General features: G+C 68.0%; 18 protein-coding genes. 14 read left to right on the forward strand and 4 right to left on the reverse strand.

What is annotated here, in order from left to right:
- Positions 1–11 precede the first annotated feature (11 nt).
- From NRF20_RS00940 to NRF20_RS00950, 3 genes are all read left to right on the forward strand, one after another.
- Positions 12–470 carry a nuclear transport factor 2 family protein gene (locus tag NRF20_RS00940; RefSeq protein ID WP_398633625.1) on the forward strand — a complete coding sequence of 153 codons (459 nt, stop codon included), beginning with the start codon at positions 12–14 and terminating at the stop codon, positions 468–470.
- A gap of 5 nt (positions 471–475) precedes the next feature.
- Positions 476–1,441 carry a TIGR03619 family F420-dependent LLM class oxidoreductase gene (locus NRF20_RS00945; protein WP_398633624.1) on the forward strand — a complete coding sequence of 322 codons (966 nt, stop codon included), beginning with the start codon at positions 476–478 and terminating at the stop codon, positions 1,439–1,441.
- A gap of 117 nt (positions 1,442–1,558) precedes the next feature.
- Complete coding sequence (locus NRF20_RS00950; RefSeq protein WP_398633623.1) at positions 1,559–2,107, forward strand: cupin domain-containing protein; 549 nt, start codon at positions 1,559–1,561, stop codon at positions 2,105–2,107.
- Between the two features lie 37 nt (positions 2,108–2,144).
- On the opposite strand, the gene NRF20_RS00955 is transcribed toward NRF20_RS00950, so the two are convergent.
- Entirely contained in the window at positions 2,145–3,497 is a 1,353-nt protein-coding gene (locus tag NRF20_RS00955) for a helix-turn-helix domain-containing protein (RefSeq protein ID WP_398633622.1), read from the reverse strand.
- Between the two features lie 354 nt (positions 3,498–3,851).
- Here NRF20_RS00955 and NRF20_RS00960 point away from each other — a divergent pair, with 354 nt between their 5' ends.
- The 11 genes from NRF20_RS00960 to NRF20_RS01010 all read left to right on the forward strand — a co-directional run bounded on the left by NRF20_RS00960 (position 3,852) and on the right by NRF20_RS01010 (position 12,853).
- On the forward strand, positions 3,852–4,319 hold the full coding sequence (locus tag NRF20_RS00960; protein WP_398633621.1) for a hypothetical protein: 468 nt from the start codon (positions 3,852–3,854) through the stop codon (positions 4,317–4,319).
- A 563-nt stretch (positions 4,320–4,882) separates the two neighbouring features.
- A complete protein-coding gene (glgA, locus tag NRF20_RS00965; protein ID WP_398633620.1) occupies positions 4,883–6,103 on the forward strand; it encodes a glycogen synthase in 1,221 nt (406 codons plus the stop codon).
- A 174-nt stretch (positions 6,104–6,277) separates the two neighbouring features.
- Positions 6,278–7,435, forward strand: coding sequence for a low temperature requirement protein A (locus NRF20_RS00970; protein ID WP_413751780.1), 1,158 nt, complete (start codon positions 6,278–6,280; stop codon positions 7,433–7,435).
- Positions 7,436–7,449: 14 nt separating this feature from the next.
- Positions 7,450–7,917, forward strand: coding sequence for a nuclear transport factor 2 family protein (locus NRF20_RS00975; protein ID WP_398633618.1), 468 nt, complete (start codon positions 7,450–7,452; stop codon positions 7,915–7,917).
- Between the two features lie 96 nt (positions 7,918–8,013).
- Positions 8,014–8,460: a nuclear transport factor 2 family protein gene (locus NRF20_RS00980; protein WP_413751781.1), complete on the forward strand. Its 447-nt coding sequence runs from the start codon at positions 8,014–8,016 to the stop codon at positions 8,458–8,460.
- Positions 8,460–9,494, forward strand: coding sequence for an ankyrin repeat domain-containing protein (locus NRF20_RS00985; protein WP_398633616.1), 1,035 nt, complete (start codon positions 8,460–8,462; stop codon positions 9,492–9,494). The genes NRF20_RS00980 and NRF20_RS00985 overlap by 1 nt, the downstream gene beginning before the upstream one ends.
- Positions 9,495–9,537: 43 nt before the next feature.
- Positions 9,538–9,846, forward strand: coding sequence for a muconolactone Delta-isomerase (locus NRF20_RS00990; RefSeq protein ID WP_161304493.1), 309 nt, complete (start codon positions 9,538–9,540; stop codon positions 9,844–9,846).
- Positions 9,847–9,868: 22 nt separating this feature from the next.
- On the forward strand, positions 9,869–10,564 hold the full coding sequence (locus NRF20_RS00995; RefSeq protein WP_398633615.1) for an SDR family NAD(P)-dependent oxidoreductase: 696 nt from the start codon (positions 9,869–9,871) through the stop codon (positions 10,562–10,564).
- Positions 10,561–11,025 (forward strand): nuclear transport factor 2 family protein, encoded by a 465-nt coding sequence (locus NRF20_RS01000; RefSeq protein ID WP_398633614.1) that lies wholly within the window; start codon positions 10,561–10,563, stop codon positions 11,023–11,025. The genes NRF20_RS00995 and NRF20_RS01000 overlap by 4 nt, the downstream gene beginning before the upstream one ends.
- Positions 11,026–11,051: 26 nt before the next feature.
- Positions 11,052–11,552 carry a nuclear transport factor 2 family protein gene (locus NRF20_RS01005; protein WP_413751782.1) on the forward strand — a complete coding sequence of 167 codons (501 nt, stop codon included), beginning with the start codon at positions 11,052–11,054 and terminating at the stop codon, positions 11,550–11,552.
- A 50-nt stretch (positions 11,553–11,602) separates the two neighbouring features.
- Positions 11,603–12,853, forward strand: coding sequence for an MFS transporter (locus tag NRF20_RS01010; protein ID WP_413751783.1), 1,251 nt, complete (start codon positions 11,603–11,605; stop codon positions 12,851–12,853).
- A 108-nt stretch (positions 12,854–12,961) separates the two neighbouring features.
- On the opposite strand, the gene NRF20_RS01015 is transcribed toward NRF20_RS01010, so the two are convergent.
- From NRF20_RS01015 to NRF20_RS01025, 3 genes are all read right to left on the reverse strand, one after another.
- Positions 12,962–13,960 carry an SMP-30/gluconolactonase/LRE family protein gene (locus tag NRF20_RS01015; RefSeq protein WP_413751784.1) on the reverse strand — a complete coding sequence of 333 codons (999 nt, stop codon included), beginning with the start codon at positions 13,958–13,960 and terminating at the stop codon, positions 12,962–12,964.
- Positions 13,961–14,231: 271 nt separating this feature from the next.
- Complete coding sequence (locus NRF20_RS01020) at positions 14,232–15,479, reverse strand: cation:proton antiporter (RefSeq protein ID WP_398633610.1); 1,248 nt, start codon at positions 15,477–15,479, stop codon at positions 14,232–14,234.
- Positions 15,480–15,483: 4 nt separating this feature from the next.
- Positions 15,484–15,969 carry a cation:proton antiporter regulatory subunit gene (locus tag NRF20_RS01025; RefSeq protein WP_398633609.1) on the reverse strand — a complete coding sequence of 162 codons (486 nt, stop codon included), beginning with the start codon at positions 15,967–15,969 and terminating at the stop codon, positions 15,484–15,486.
- Between the last annotated feature and the right edge of the window lie 19 nt (positions 15,970–15,988).

The raw sequence follows: 15,988 nt of genomic DNA on the forward strand, positions 1-15,988 counted from the left end.
AGGAGTCGACTATGACGCAGGATCAGCTCGCCCCGCCGCGCGACGCCCAGTCAGTGGGGCGCTACTTCCTGGACCAGATCGGCGGTGGGCATCTCGAAGCCGCGTTCGCCTGTCTGGCTGACGATGTGGTGATGGAAATGCCGTTCGCCCCACCGGGCAGCCCGACCCGGCTGGAAGGTGCCGACGCGCTGCGCAGCCTGTACACGGGAGTCGTGAACGCGGCCCTGTCGATCGAGCTCCCGGTGAGCACCACTTGGCCGTTCGCCGACCCCGAGTGGGCACTGGTCGAGTACACAGGCCGGATCGTGCAGCCCGGCGGTCAGGAGTACACCAACGCCTACCACGGCCTGTTCCGGGTCGTGGACGGGAAGATCAAGCAATTCCGGGAGCTCTACGACACCTACCGGTTCGCAGAGCAGGTGCCCCTTGAGGCACGTCGGGCTATGTTCCCGACCACCGACGAGGGGTGAGCGGGATGCCTGGAACCGCCACCCGTGCCCTTGGTGTGGGAGCCCCGCTCTCCGGAGCCTGGGCGACACCCGCCACCCAGGTACGGATTGCCCGGCAGGCCGAGGCGCTCGGCTACCAGTCCCTGTGGACCTTCACCCGCCTGCTCTTCCCGATGCAGAGCAACGATGCCGAATGGTCGTCCGACTTCCAGCCGGCCTTCCACTACGGCGTGGCGGAACCGCTCATCACCCTCGGATATCTGGCCGGCTGCACCGAACGGATCCGGCTGGGTATGTCCGTACTCAACGCGCCGTTCTTCGCCCCTGCGGTTCTGGCCAAGCAGCTCATCCAGCTCGACCGGGTGTCGAACGGACGGCTCGACGCCGGGCTGGCTCAGGGCTGGTCCGAGGAGGAGTTCCGGGCCGTCGGCCTGCCTATGGAGCGGCGAGTGGCCCGCACTCTGGAGTACATAGAGGTGCTCCGTCGGATGTGGGAGCAGGATCAGGCGGAGTTCCAGGGCGAGTTCACCGAGCTGCCCCGCACCCTGGTCCGCCCTCGCCCGGTCCAGCCGGTCTTCCCCCTGCTGCTCGGTGGCTCCACCGAGAAGGCCTGGACGCGTGCGGGGCGCTTGGCTCGGGGCTGGGTCAGTCCAGGTTTTGTCACCGTGGCGGAGGTCGCCGAGGCCGCGTCCGGGGTCCGCGCGGCCGCCGAACGCGCCGGGCGTGCCCCCGACGACCTGCGCATCGTCGTGCGCGCCACCGTTTTCCTCGGCCCCGAAAACGGTTCTGGGCGCACCCCCTTCCACGGTTCGATTGCTCAGATTCGGTCTGACATCGAGCAGATGCATGATGCTGGAGCCACCGAGGTCTTCCTCGACTTCAACTTCGATCCGCAGATCGTCGGTCCTCAGGCAGACCCCGTCGGCTCCCTTGCCCGAGTCGAGGAAGCACTGGGTGAACTCGCTCCGGTTGCGCTCCCCGCCGCACGGTGATGCCTCCCTCGCGCGAGCGCATGCGGTAGGCCCCGGAAGCTCAATCAACCCTCGTGCCACGGTCCTTGCCGCCTGAGGGGGCTCGCTCCTCGGCACACCAAGAGACTTGGAGACACCATGATCCATGCGATTTCGCGTCTTGTCGCGGGTTGCCGACCCGACGGCACCTCGGTGGTCGAGGCGAACGGGCCGGTCGCCCCCATGACCGTGGGCGCGCTGCCCGGCGTCGAGTTCTATCAGGTCTGGGGGCGCAACGATGCTCCAGCAATAGGCGACGGCGGCGCTGAAGCAGCCTTCATCCCCTACTTCCCCGAGGCCAACGGGACTCGCTTCGTGATACTGCGCTGGCCCCCGGAGACCGAGCGCGGCCCGGTAGGTGATCCCGACTTGCTCTCCGCCGAGGTCGAGCAGGTCTTCCCCGGACTGCTCCAGGCCCTGGCGCCGGACGAGAAGGGACACCACGCAACTGACACCGTGGACATGTCGATCGTCCTCGAAGGCGAACTCTGGCTCCGACTGGAGGACGGCTCCGAGACCCGGCTGACGCCCGGCAGCTGCGTCGTCCTCCGCGGCAACCGGCACGCCTGGTCCAATCGCAGCACCGAACCGGCCGTCATGGCCAGTGTCTTCATCGGTGCCCACGACACCCTTCAGCAGGCCCGCTGACCAGGCACGGTGAACGAGCCGAGGCGGCCCGGCCCAGCTAGAACGCGCCGGGGACGCCGACCTGGCCGGTGGAGGTGAGCAGGCCGGGCAGCCCCGCATCGTTCAGGGCCTGCTGGTAGGCAGCGGTCGACTCGGCGATGTACCCGTACTGCTGCCAGATATCTGCGATCTGGCGCCACGCGGCAGCCGACGAGCGGGCCGGGGGCAGTTGGCGAAGCTGCGTCGCCGCAGCACGGAGAGTCTCCTGTGCCCGCTGGCTCTCCCCCGCGCTGAACTGGGCCTGAGCCAGCACGGCACGAGCCTCGACCGACTCCCGGCGCGGCTCGTTGCGCAACAGTCCCAGCGCCCTGGATGCGTGTTGCTGGGCTTCGACAGCCTGGTTCAGTCGCAGGCACGCCACCGCGAGACTGCTCTCCGCTGATGCCTGTTCGGCTGCCGTACCAACTTCCACCAGCTGGGCGTGCGACTGTTCGAGCAGCTGATGGGCTCGTTCAGGGTCACCGGGATCGGAGCAGAGCAGCAGCATCCCGTAGACGCCGGAGAGCAGTGCGTGGTGGCGCACGTTGTCGCCCTCGACCAGCAGCGCGCGTGCGCGTTCGGCCAGCGCCAGAGCCTCGTCGATCTGGCCCTGGGACTGTGCTACGAGAGCAGCGTTCCAGTAGGTCTCCCGCTGTGCGGTCCGGTCTCCGCGATCGTCGGCGATCCTGATCAGACGTTCGGCCACGAGGCGGGCCTTGGCCAGATCGCCGCGGATCCGATAGCAGCTGACCAGCACTGCTCCGAGCTGAATGTGATCGTCCGTGGCCTCAAGGCCGAGCTGGTCCAGCCGGCGCAGTGCCCGCTCTCCGATCTCGACGCTGAGGACCTGGTCGCCGAGGGCTTGGTGGCAGCGGCAGAGCGCTGTGGCCAACTGGCTCCATTCCGCTGAGCCGGCGATGCACTTGGGGTCCTCGTACAGCATGGTGAGGGCTTGGACTGCGGCCTCCAGCCGGCCGAGTTGCTCCAGGGCGAGCGCTTGTCCCAGCCGTGCTCGGCGCACGGTGGCCTCGGGCAGGACGGGCGCGGAGGCGAGGAGCTCGCTGAAGGCCTGCAGCGCCTCCCCGTTCGCACCGTTGTGCAAGGAGAGGTCAGCGAACGCCGCCTTGAGCTCCAACTCGCGTGTTCGTGTGCCGTCCTGGCCCGTGAGCAGGTAGCTGGTGGTGCATCCGAGGCGCTCGGCAAGGAGAGTCACGACAGCTGCTGAGGGAGTTCGTTTGCCCGACTCGATCAGCGAGATGTAGCTCACCGAGACGTCGTCGCTGGCGAGGTCCTGTTGCTTGAGACCACGAGCACGGCGGAGTTCCCGTAGCCGTCGGCCGGTGCCTTCACCGTCTTCGGCGGTGCTGTCCACAGTGTCTCCTCGGGGCCTGCTGGTGTGCTGTCGGCGGGGTGATAGAAAATTTACAGGAAGTTTGACAAATGTCGCTATCACCGGTGAAGGAAGTCACAGCTTCTGCTCTGCTGCAGCCAGGGAGAAGAGCGGACGCGCAGCGGAGTATGCGAGCAGGCGCCGAAGAAGGCGCGGCCTCGACGAGGGACGCGTACCGACCACGGTCGCGTCCCACTTCACGACCCGGGCACGGCAACTTCAGGATGTACAAAGTCCATTTTCACGGTCTTCCCCCGGCCTTGGCTAAGGTCACGCCGAGTGACGGCAGTGCTTTTCGCGCGGCTGTCAGGGTGACGGTGAATCTGCAAGTACCGCATGAAGGATTTGGGCTGGTTGCAAGCGCATGCGGGTTCGAGACAGGAGTGGGGCATGTTCCGACCGATGCGGCGTGCAGCCTTCTTCGACCTCACCCATCCAGAACGCCCTCCGAACGAGGATGTGGCCATTCGGGATGCGCTCGAAGACCACCGGGCCAAGGGGGACCTTGTCGTCCTGGTCGTGGATGCCCACCGGCGGTTGCCGGAGCGGATGTCCACCGAGGGGACCCTCTTGCGGCTTCCCCCGTCCGCCACCTGCGACATGGACAAGTGCACGACGGTCGTCGAAGCCATGACCCGCCTGTGTATCGACCCGGTCAGTTGCTTCGGCTACGGGGACCTGTGCGCCGGGACAGGTTTGCTCAGTGTCGTCGGCAACCCGCGCGTCATTGCCTGTAGCGCAGACAGCAGCAGGCTTGCTCAGGAGCGGGGTTGGCCCGTGATCATGCCGCCTTCCTCCGTCTAGGTGTGCCGCGTCCCTCCGAGGGCGTGCGAAGCCATCGACATCGCCGGGATCGGCGAGAAGTCCGCGATCCGGTCCGGCCCTCCTTGAGCGCGGGTGAACTGCACGGGATGGCCGGACTACGAGCCCAGGGGCTGCCCGCGCGGCGCCTCCTTCTCCTGGTTGGTGCGCATCGGCCGGGACCGGGCGCTGGTGCCCTGGCCGCAAGAACCGTTCGGCCCGGAGCACTTACCTCCGGCACGCGCCTCTTCGACGAACGAGGGGCAGACTGCGCGTCACCGTCGAGAGCGCAGGACGCGCAGCCGTTGTTTCAGGGTTTTGCCACCATTCTCGAATGTTGCGCCGATGGGCGCCGCACACCAGAGCCGCAATCCGCGCCATTCGGCAGTGGCCGACTTGTCTCCGTCGTCCCCGTGGTGGGTATCGAGGATCCCCGGCGGCCAAGTTTCAGTAGCCTGAGTGGAGGACCTGCCAGAGCGGCGCCCAACTTGCCTTATTTTCAAGGCAGTCGGCGCCGCGGCCGGTGCTGGAAGCCCGTCACCGTCCACGGACCTCAGGAAGTCGCCATGCATGTGCAGCAGCCCGCTCATTCGTCCCGAATACGCGTCGATCTGCTCACCAAGGAATTCCCTCCGGAGATATACGGAGGGGCCGGTGTCCATGTCGCTGAACTCGCCGAGGAACTGCGCGCACTGGTCGATCTGCACGTGCGCTGCTTCGGTTCGCCGCGCGACGCGCAGAACGTGACCGCCTATGCGGAACCCGTGCTGCCGGGAGAGCAGAACCCCGCCCTTCGTACGCTCGGGGTGAACGTCGAGATGGCCGCGGCATGCGCGGGAGCGGACCTGGTCCACAGCCACACCTGGTACGCCAACGCGGCGGGCCGGCTCGCGCAGATGCTGCACGGCATCCCCCATGTCGCCACCACCCACAGCCTCGAACCGCTACGCCCCTGGAAGGCCGAACAGCTGGGCGGTGGCTACGCGTTGTCGTCCCTGGTGGAGCGTTCGGCACTGGAGAGCGCCGACGCGCTGATCGCCGTGTCACACGGCATGCGTCAAGACATCCTCCGCGTCTATCCCGACGTGGATCCAAAGCGGGTGCACGTGGTCCACAACGGCATCGACACCCGGGCATACCGTCCCGACCACGGCACCGCGGCGCTGGAGCGGCACGGGGTGGACCCCGACCGGCCCATCGTCCTGTTCGTCGGCCGCGTCACCCGGCAGAAGGGACTGCCACAACTGCTGCATGCAGCCTTTGAGTTGGATCCCCGCGCCCAGATCTTGCTGTGCTGCGGGCAACCCGACACGCCCGAGATCGGAGCCGAGACCGTGGCGCTGGTCGACGAGCTGCGCCGGGTGCGGGACGGAGTCGTCCGTATCGACGGGATGCTCGATCGGACCTCCCTCCTGCAGTTCCTCACCCATGCGTCCGTCTTCGTCTGCCCGTCTCTCTACGAACCGATGGGCATCGTGAATCTGGAGGCCATGGCCTGCAGCACAGCAGTCGTTGCCACCGCGACGGGCGGCATCCCGGAGGTCGTGGCGGACGGCGAGACGGGACTTCTGGTGCCCATCGAGCAGGAGCAGGACGGCAGCGGCACACCCCTGGACCCCCGACGCTTCGCCTCCGACCTTGCGGCCGCGGTGAACCAGCTCCTCGCCGACCCGGAGCACGCCGCCCGGCTCGGCGCGGCCGGCCTGGCGCGAGCGCAAAAGGAATTCGGCTGGGACGTGGCAGCGGAGCGGGCGCACGCCGTCTACAGCTCCGTGCTGGATCGCTGACCGCACAGGCCCCGTGCCCCGACTTCATGATGTGTGTTTGATTTCGTTGACCGGACCACCTCTGCCGCCGCTACCTTCGCAGACATGTCTCAAACGACTTCCGCGCACCATGTAGAAGGCGTCCCGGAGCATTCGAGGTCCACGCACGACAGCTCCCTGTCCGAGAGCGGGGCAATGGAATCCGGGGGGTCTGCTGCGCTGTCCGTGGATGCCGCCCCGAAAAGCGAGGCCCGGGTCACGACCCTGGAGTTGTTCTTCGACCTCGCGTTCGTCTTCAACTTCACGCAACTCGCCCGGGTGCTCAGCCGGGACATGACGCTGCGAGGAGTCATTCAAGTACTTCTGATTTTCTGGCTCCTGTGGTGGATGTACGGCGGATACGCGTGGCTCACCAACCACCTTCCGCCTCATCGCAGGCACCACCGGATCCTGCTGCTGCTCGGCATGGCCTCCTTTCTGGTCATCGGCCTGGCCACGCCCAACGCCTTCCACGGGGACGGCGTCGCGTTCGGTATCGGGTACCTGCTGATCGTCACCGTGCATGCCGCGCTCTTCGCGTTCGGCGGCCCGGGAGCAGCCCGCAACATGCTGCGCATCGCGCCGTTCCACACACTGGGCGCGCTCCTCATCATCGGCGCCGGCTTCCTCGACGGATGGGCCGTGTACGCACTGTGGGCCGCAGCCGTCGCACTGGAGATCACCGCGCCGGTGGTGACGGGTGTGTCGGGCTTCGAGCTGAAACCGGGCCACTTCGTGGAACGGCACGGACTGCTCATGATCATCGCGCTCGGAGACTCGTTCCTGGCGCTCGGCATCGGCACCAACGGCGGCCAGGCCGGGCCGTCGGTCGTGACCACGGCGGTCCTCATCTTCGTCATCCCGGCCTGTCTGTGGTGGGTGTACTTCGATGAGTCGGAGAAGGCCCGGCGGGCCGAACTCGCCCTGGAGCGGCAGGACGCGGTCCAGCGCTCGCGGCTGGCTCTCGCCGCGTTCTTCTACGCCCACGTACCGATGCTGCTCGGACTGATCCTGATCGCGGCGGCCGTCAAGAAGACCATCGTGCACCCCTACGAACCGCTGGCGGTGGCCCCGTCCGTCGCGCTGGCCGGTGGTGTCGCGCTGTATCTCGGCGGCATTGCCTGGTTCCACGGAATTCTGAAGATCGGTCCACAGCGTTTCCACTTCACCGCCGCACTGCTCGCCGTCACGGCAATTCCCGTGGGACATTTCGGAACGGCAGTGTCCGAAGTCGTACTGCTCGGTGTCCTCATCGGCGCCGCCCTGCTCAGCGACCATCGCTGGACCAAGAAGATGGCACACCTCTATCAATGAAAGAAGAAAACTCCATGAGTTCTGTGGCCGATCGGCTGGACATCATCGAGACGTGCACCCGCATGTGCTGGTACATCGACCAGCGCGAGTGGGAGTCGCTGGGGGATGTTTTCAGCGACGAGATCATGCTCGACTACACCAGCCTCAACGGCGGCGAACCGGGACCCGTGTCCAGCAAGGACCTGGTCAACGCCTGGTCGGGCCTGCTCGGCAGCTTTGCCGCCACCCAGCACCTACTCAGCAACTTCCTGGTCGACGTGCAGGGCGACACCGCTGTCACGACCGCGATGTTCCAGGCGACCCACCGCATGCCCAACGACCACGGCGGCCCGCTGTGGACGCTCGGCGGCACCTACCGCATCGACCTGGAGCGCACGGCGGACGGCTGGCGGATCAACGGCATCGTGATGACGGCCACCTGGGCCGACGGCAACCAGCATCTGCTCGCCCGCGCCGCGCAGGCTCAGTCCGCCGATTCCTGAGCGGCGATATCAGAAAGTCAACCACCCATTTCTTGCTGGCTCCTGAGCATCTCACTCAGGATTTCCCTGGGATTCCTTCCATTTCTAGGAGAGTTCATGAGCAACGCCACGGAAGAAACCAGGAAAGTCGTTCAGCGGTGGTTCGACGCACTGACATCGGGCGACTTCGAAACCGCCCTTGACACACTCGCCGAGGACGTCGAGTGGATCAACTACACGCCGGTGCCCGGCTACAACGACGACATGAAGTGGATCGGCAGCTACCGCGGCCGTGACGCTGTCCTCGAGACCCTGAAGATCTTCACCGGTGCCGTGGACGTCCGCTTCGAGAAGTTGGTGAACCTGGTCGTCGACGGCGACCAGGCGGCGGGGGTCATCCACGAGATGTCCACCGTGCGGGGCACCGGCGTCGAGTTCGAGATCGAGTTCATCCAGTGGCTGACGGTCCGCGACGGCAAGATCGTGCGCTGGAAGTCCTACACGGACCCGTCGCAGATCATCCGGGCCCTGCGGGGCGACACGTCGGGGCAGGAGGCCGCCTGATGAGTTCCGAGCTGATCGCCGCAGTACGGAACCGGGACACCACACGGGTCACCGGTTTGCTCACGGCCGGCGCCGACGCACGCCACCGCGAGCCCGACACCGGGCTGACCGCCCTGATGATCGCGGCGGGGCAGGCGGACGCTCCCACTGTCCGTGCCCTGATCGAAGGCGGTGCCGATGTCCTGACCGCCGACACCCGGGCCGGCGCGACCGCGCTGCACAAGGCCTGCCAGGGCGGCAGCGTCGAGGTGGTGAAGGCTCTCGTCGAAGCCGGTGCCTTCGTGGACGCGGTGGCACCCACCACCGGGCACACCGCCCTGATGGACGCTCTCTGGTACAAGTACCCGGACATCGCCGAGTACTTGCTGGCCCAGGGCACCGCGCTGCAGGTCTACACGCACTACGGCTTCTCGCTGGAGCAGCACTTCGCGTACGAGCTGAACGTCAACACGTTCGGCAAGGACAAGCTGCTCAAGGCCGAGGAACACCTCAACGCCCGTCAGGCCGGGGACGAGCGCGCGGTGGCCGACCAGGAACTGATGGCGGCGACCGCGGAGGGCGACACAGACCGGGTGCGCAAGCTGCTCGCCGGTGGCGCCCCGGTCGACGAGCGCTCCCCCAACCTGAGCGGCTTCAACGACAGTCACACCCCGCTGCTCGTGGCCTGCCGCGACGGTCACGACGAGATCGTGCGCCTGCTGCTCGCGGCAGGTGCGGACGTGAACGCCGTCGAGCCCACCTTCGGCGCCGTGCCGCTGCACAAGGCCGTCTACAACGGTCACGCCGGCATCACCGCCGACCTGGTCCGCCAGGACGGTATCGACCTCGACTACCAGGGCGCGACCAACGGCTACAGCCCGCTGCACGACGCGCTGTGGCACGGCTACGAGGACTGTGCACGCACGCTCGTCGAGTCCGGCGCCCGGCTCGACCTCCTCGGCCACGACGGCAAGACACCGCTCGACCTTGCCGTCGAGGTCTTCGGCGCCGACCACGCGCTCACCGAGCTGATCCGCTCCCGCAGCGCCCGCTGACTGCCCAGCGTCCAACAGCCGTCCACAGATACGGAGTTGAAGCATGTTGTTCTACGTCCAGATGAAGTGGAAGCACGAGGGACGCATCACCCTCGACGAGCTGTGGGAGCTCGAGCAGGACGAAGCCGCGCACGCTCAGGAGACGGTGGACTCCGGCTTCTGCGTGGGCATTTGGAAGGTCGCCGCGCAGAAGCGTGTCATCGCCATCATCGACTCGCCGGATGCCGAGGAGCTCGACCGCACCGCTCTTGGCCGGCTCCCCATGCGGGAGTACCTGGAGTTCGAGACCGTCTGGCCGCTGCGCGATTACCTCGGATTCGCCGAGGACGTCAAGCAGCGCTACAAGGTCTGACCGCGGCGAGGAGTTCGAGAACGTGAACCGGCAACGCAACCGCACCGCTCTCGTCACGGGCGCCAACCGCGGCATCGGTCTCGAGACCGTCCGTCAGCTGGATCTGGCCGGCCTCGACGTCGTACTGGCCGCGCGTGATCTCGCGCGCGGCCGGGCGGCCGCGCGCACGCTGGGCAGCCCACGCATCCGGGTGGAGGAGCTGGATGTCACCGATGCCAAGAGCGTCGCGGCATGCGCGGAGCGGCTGGCCGACGACAAGGTCGAAGTCGATGTCCTGGTCAACAACGCCGGAATCTACCCGACCGTCTCGTTCTTCTCGCTCGACGAGGACATCATGCGCCGAGCCCTGGACGTGAACCTCATGGGAGCGTTCCACACCTGCCAGACGTTCTGCCCCGGCATGGCGCAGCGTGGCTACGGCCGGGTGGTGAACATCTCCTCCGGGCTCGGCGCCCTCACCGAGAACGTGCCGTCCCCGGCGGCCTACGGCATCTCCAAGGCTGCGCTCAACGCGCTGACCCTGGTGGTGTCCGCCGCGGTGCCGCAGACCGTCAAGATCAACGCGGTCTGTCCAGGCTGGGTCCGTACCGACATGGGGGGCCGTGGGGCGCCGACCAGCGTCGAGCAGGGCGCCGACACCGTGACCTGGCTGGCGCGCCTGCCGGACTCCGGGCCCACCGGGGGGTTCTTCCGCAACCGCAGAAGGATCGACTGGTGACCGCGGTCCGTTTCGTTGCGGTCGTGACGGCTGTTGTCGTCTTCGTCCTCGCCGTAACGGTCGCGGCCAGCGACTACGTACGCGCCGCGGCGAGGGAAGCCGCCCGCGACACCCCCGACGAGCACGACCCGGCGGCCCTGGCCGCGCTGGAACCGGCCGTGCGCGGCTATGTCGACGCTGTCGACTCCCGGGACGTGAACGCCCTGGTCACGGTCTTCGCACCGCAGGCCACCGTCAACGACACCGGGCGCAGCTTCCTCGGCCGCGCGGCGATCAGGGACTGGGCCCGCGACGAGGTCATCGGCGGCAGGCTCACCGTCCTGCGCACCACGACCGGACCCGAAGGCCCCACGGTGCTGCTGCACTTCGACCCCGAGGGGTTCATGGCCGGTTTCCGGGCCCGCTACACGTTCGATGTCGAGAACGACGTGATCACCCGGATCACCCTGCGCTACGCCTGACCTGCCGTCACCCCGAGGAGACCGCCGTGCCGTACCGCCCCCTGATGTTTGCCCTCGCTCTGGCCGCCCTGCTGCTGGCCGGCTGCTCTGAAGGCTCCGAGCAGGCCGACAGCCCACCGGGCACCACCCAGCAGGCCGTGAGACCGGACTCGACGAAGGGGACGACCGAGCAGGCCCCCGACGACACCGTGAACGAAGACCGGAAGGACACAGCAGTGGCCCCCGCCGCCCAGGCCTATGTCGACGCCGTGGCCGACAAGGACCTCGAGGCGCTGGTGTACGCATTCCATTTTGATGCTCAACTCATCGATGTGGACCGGAAGTTCACGGGTCACGACGCGATCCGCGACTGGGCCCGCAACGAGGTCATCGGCGGCAAGCTCACCGTTTTGAAGAACACCCCCAAGAGCAACGGCACGACGCTGCTCGTGCGCTTCGCCCCCGGCGGCACCGGCGGCTTCGAGGCCAACTACGAGTTCGACGTCCGCGACGGTCGTATAGCCAGGCTCAACCTGCAGTACGCCTGACCGCGCCTTCGCACCCTGCTTCCGTCCCCTTCCCAAGGAGTGGCTCTCCCATGAGTTCCGCCACCGCATCGGGGCCCGGCGAGACCCGCAACAAGCTCGCCCTGGGCGCCCTCGGCCTGGGCGCTTTCGTCATCGGCACTGCCGAACTGGTCATCGTCGGCGTTCTCAATCTCATCGCCGACGATCTGGACGTCTCGCTGAGCACGGCGGGCCTGCTGGTCACCGCCTACGCGCTCGGCATCTCCATCGGCGGCCCGATCGTCACAGCGGCGACCATCAAGGTGCCGCGCCACACTCTCCTGTGCGGAGCGCTCGTCGTCTTCGTCCTCGGCAACCTCGCCGCGGTCTTCGCCGGGGTCTTCGGCCTGCTGGTCGTCGCGCGCGTACTCTGTGGTGCCCTGCACGGCCTGTTCCTCGGTGCGGCCTCCGCCGTCGCCACCGGTCTGGTCGCCCCCGAGCACCGCGGTCAGGCCGTCGGCCTGGTCTTCGGCGGCATCTCCGTGTCGACGGTGCTCGGTGTGCCGCTCGGTACCCTGCTGGGCCAGAACCTCGGCTGGCAGGCCACGTTCGCCGGTGTGGCCGTCCTCGGGCTCATCGCCCTCGCCGTGATCATGATCTGGGTGCCGTCCGTCGCGAGCAGCGGCTCGGGCGGCCTGGGCTCCCAGGTCCAACACGCCTTCCACCCCCGAGTGCTGGCCATGCTGGGGGCCGAAGTGCTGCTCATGGGCTCGCAGTTCATCGCCTTCACGTATCTGGCGGCGTTCCTGGAGGACGTGACCGGCATCAAGGGCGCCATGGTGAGCGTCTTCCTGATGATCTTCGGCGTGTTCAGCGCGATCGGCACATTCGCGGGCGGGCGCTTCGCCGACATCAACGCCTCGCGGACCTTGCTCGTGGGCAACAGCGTCCTCATCGTGGGCCTGCTCGGCCTGTACTTCTTCCGGGAGAGCCCGCCGCTGGTCGGTGTGGCCCTGGCGGTCTGGGGCATCGTCGGTTTCGGTGTCACCCCGTCGCTCCAGCTGCGCGTCATCTCGCTGGCCGGGGAGGGCGCCGATCTGGCCGCCACTCTGGGCGCGTCCGCCGCGAACGTGGGTGTCGCCTCGGGCGCCGCGGTCGGCGGCTGGGCCCTGGCCTCCTTCGGTGTCGATGACGTCCCGCTGACCGCGCTGGTCTTCGCTGTCCTCGCACTGCCCGCGGTATGGGCCACCCGGTTCCTCAAGGTGCCTGTCGCCCAGGCCCCGGTGACCGGCTCCGCACCGGCTGCCGCGAGCGACAACACGCCCGTTTCCACTGGCAGTTGAGCTGAGCTCACCGCCGAGGTCCCAGGAGTGCCTGGGTCTCTTGTCGACGGAACCGGCCGGGCCCGTTGCCGTGGCGTCTTCGGGCGCCGCGGCAACGGGCTTCGTCGTTCAGATACCGCTCACCCGGGCCACCGAGAACGGCAGGTCGAGGGTGGCGGAACCGAACTGTGAGCGGAGCACGTGCAGGGATGCGCCCTTGCGTATGAGCGCCGTCGGGTGTTCTAGGGCCGGGTCGGTGACGTGACTCGCGACGGACGCGGACGTGCGGTCCGCGGACAGCGTGAGCCGGCTGATGCCGTCCGAGCCGAACTGGACGGCCCACAACTGGTCCTTCTCCCAGAGCAGGCCGTCGGCGGAGATGGGACTGCCGCCGGTCACCGTCAGCTTGCGGACGCCCCCGGTGGCGGGTTCGAGCCGGAACAGGTCACCGGATGCCATGTCCGCAGTGATCAGGTACGTGCCGGTCGCGTCCGACTCGATGCCGTTCAGGGTGATGGCACCCTCCGGGTGGGGGGCGACGACGTCGTTCAGGTCGAACCCGGTGGTCAGGGTGGCGGTGCCCCCCGAGGCGATGGTGTCCTCGATGGTGGTGGCGGGCAGGCGGTAGACGAGCTGGAGCAGCGAGTCGGTGACGTACGCGGTGCCGTCGGGCGTCAGGTCGATGTCGTCGAGCAGCGACTTGCCGGGGGTCGGGCTGAGGAAGCGGGCCAGGCGCCTGCTGTTCGCCGTGTCGTACACCGACACCCCGTCCGCGTCGTTGACCCAGAGCCGGCCGTGCGTGTCGACCTCGGTGCCCATGGCCTGGGTCCGGCCGTCCGTCCCTTGGGGCAGGAAGACAGTGGCCTCCCTCTGGTCGGCGGGTGCGCGGTAGACCGCTCCGGTGGAGAACGAGGTGACGTAGAGGTCGCCGGTTCTCGGGTCGGTGGCCATGCTTTCCGGATAGGCCTGGCTGCCGGGCAGAGCGATGGCCCGGGTGACGGTCAGGGCCTGGGCACCTGAGGCGTCCGCGCGGGCGTCGGTGACCGGTTTCGTGATCCCGACGGCGAGTACGGAGGCCAGGGCGAGAGCGCAGGCGGTGAACCGTCGGCAGGCGTATGTCAGATCCATGGGTCCTCGTTTCGGAACTACGCAGACGCCGGGCGTGCCCCGGCGGGCGTCGAGGACCATATGGCTGGATCCGAACCGGAGTTGGGGCCCCGAAGGGCCCCATGTTGTGAACGGAACGGAAAGACCGTGGTGAACTGCACTGTCAGGGAGTGTGGTTGAGTCTGAGATCACCTACGGGAAGACGGCGACTTTGGTAGGTGATGGACGAAGTTCCGCATGGTGGGGAAGCTTCCGTTTCGGCCTCGGGAGGAGACCGGCCCCGGCCACGGCATCATTCGGATGCTGCGGCCGTGGGCTCCGGCTCGGCCGGGCGGGGCGCCATGGACCGCCGTCCGGGACTCGCCGCGGGATACTCCTTGCCGCGCCACAGGATGATCCGCTGCGCGATCGGCTCCGTGAAGCGGGCCGCCAGGGGGCCCATGACAACCAGCAGCAGGACGTACGCGGTGGCCATCGGCCCGAGGGAGGGGTCGACCGCACCGGCGGAGACCGCGAGTCCGGCGATGACGATGGAGAACTCGCCCCGCGCGACCAGGGCGCCGCCGGCCCGCCACCTGCCACGTTCCGCGATGCCGGCGCGCTTGGCGGCCCAGTACCCGGTACCGATCTTCGTCAGGATGGTGAGTACCGCCAACGCGAGCGCGGGCAGCAGCACCGACGGGATGGTGCTGGGGTCGGTGCTCAGACCGAAGAACACGAAGAACACCGCGGCGAAGAGGTCCCGCAGCGGCATCAGCAGATGATGGGTGTTCTCGGCCACCTCGCCGGACAGGGCGATACCCACGAGGAACGCACCCACTGCCGCCGAGACCTGCAACTGCTGGGCGACACCGGCGACGAGCAGCGTCGTACCCAGGACGACGAGCAACAGCTTCTCCGGGTCGTCGCTGGACACGAAACGCGAGATGACCCGCCCGTAGCGCACCGCGATGAGCAGGACGGTGCCGACCGCGGCGAGTGCGATGCCCAGTGTCAGCCCGCCCGCCAGCCAGCCCGAACCGGCCAGCACCGCCGTCAGGATCGGCAGGTAGAGCGCCATGGCGAGGTCCTCGAGAACGAGGATGCTGAGGATGACCGGGCTCTCCCGGTTGCCGAGCCGGCCCAGGTCGCCGAGCACCTTCGCGATGACGCCGGACGACGAGACCCAGGTGACGCCCGCGAGCACCACGGCGGCCACCGGCCCCCAGCCGAGCAGCAGCGCCGCGGCAGCTCCGGGAACCGCGTTGAGCAGGAAGTCGACCCCTCCCGCGGGGGCGTGGGTCTTGAGGTGAACGACGAGATCGGCCGCCGTGTACTCCAGACCGAGCATCAGGAGCAGCAGCACGACGCCGATCTCGGCGCCGACCTCGATGAACTCCTCGCTGCCGCCCAGCGGGACGACGCCGCCCGCGCCGAACAGCAGTCCCGCCAGCAGATAGAGCGGGATCGGTGAGAATTTGAGGCGTACGGCGAAGCGGCCGAGCAGGCCGAGCGCCAGCACGACCGCACCGAACTCGATCAGAAAGACTGCGGAGTGCACGTGATCAGCCCCGCTCGAGGATCTCGTGGGCGCCGTCCACACCTTCCCGGGTACCGATGACGATCACGATGTCGCCCCCGTGCAGGCGGAAGTCGGGTCCTGGTGAGGGGATCGCGTGGGACCGGCGCATGACGGCGACGATGGAGGCCCCGGTGTCGGTGCGCATCCTCGTCTCCCCCAGGGTGCGCCCGTTCCAGTACGAGGTGCCGGTGACGGTGACCTGCTCGGCCAGCAGCCCGAAGTCGCTGGTGTGCAGCAGGTTCGGGTTGTTGTGGCCGGGCAGCAGGGCGTCGGCGAGGGACAGGGCCTCCGCGCCGGTCAGCACCAGGGAGATACCCGCCGAGTCCGGATCGTCGTCGTGATGCACGTTCAGGGTGCGCTTGCTGTCACGGTGCGCGATCACCGACAGCGTGTCGTGCCGCCGCGTGGTGAGCTCGTACTGCACCCCGATGCCGGGCAACGGGGTGGTCCTCAGGCGGGGAGCAGGCATGGTGTCTCCTTATGCTGCA

The sequence above is a fragment of the Streptomyces sp. R-74717 genome (assembly GCF_047305335.1).
Classification (GTDB): domain Bacteria; phylum Actinomycetota; class Actinomycetes; order Streptomycetales; family Streptomycetaceae; genus Streptomyces; species Streptomyces atratus.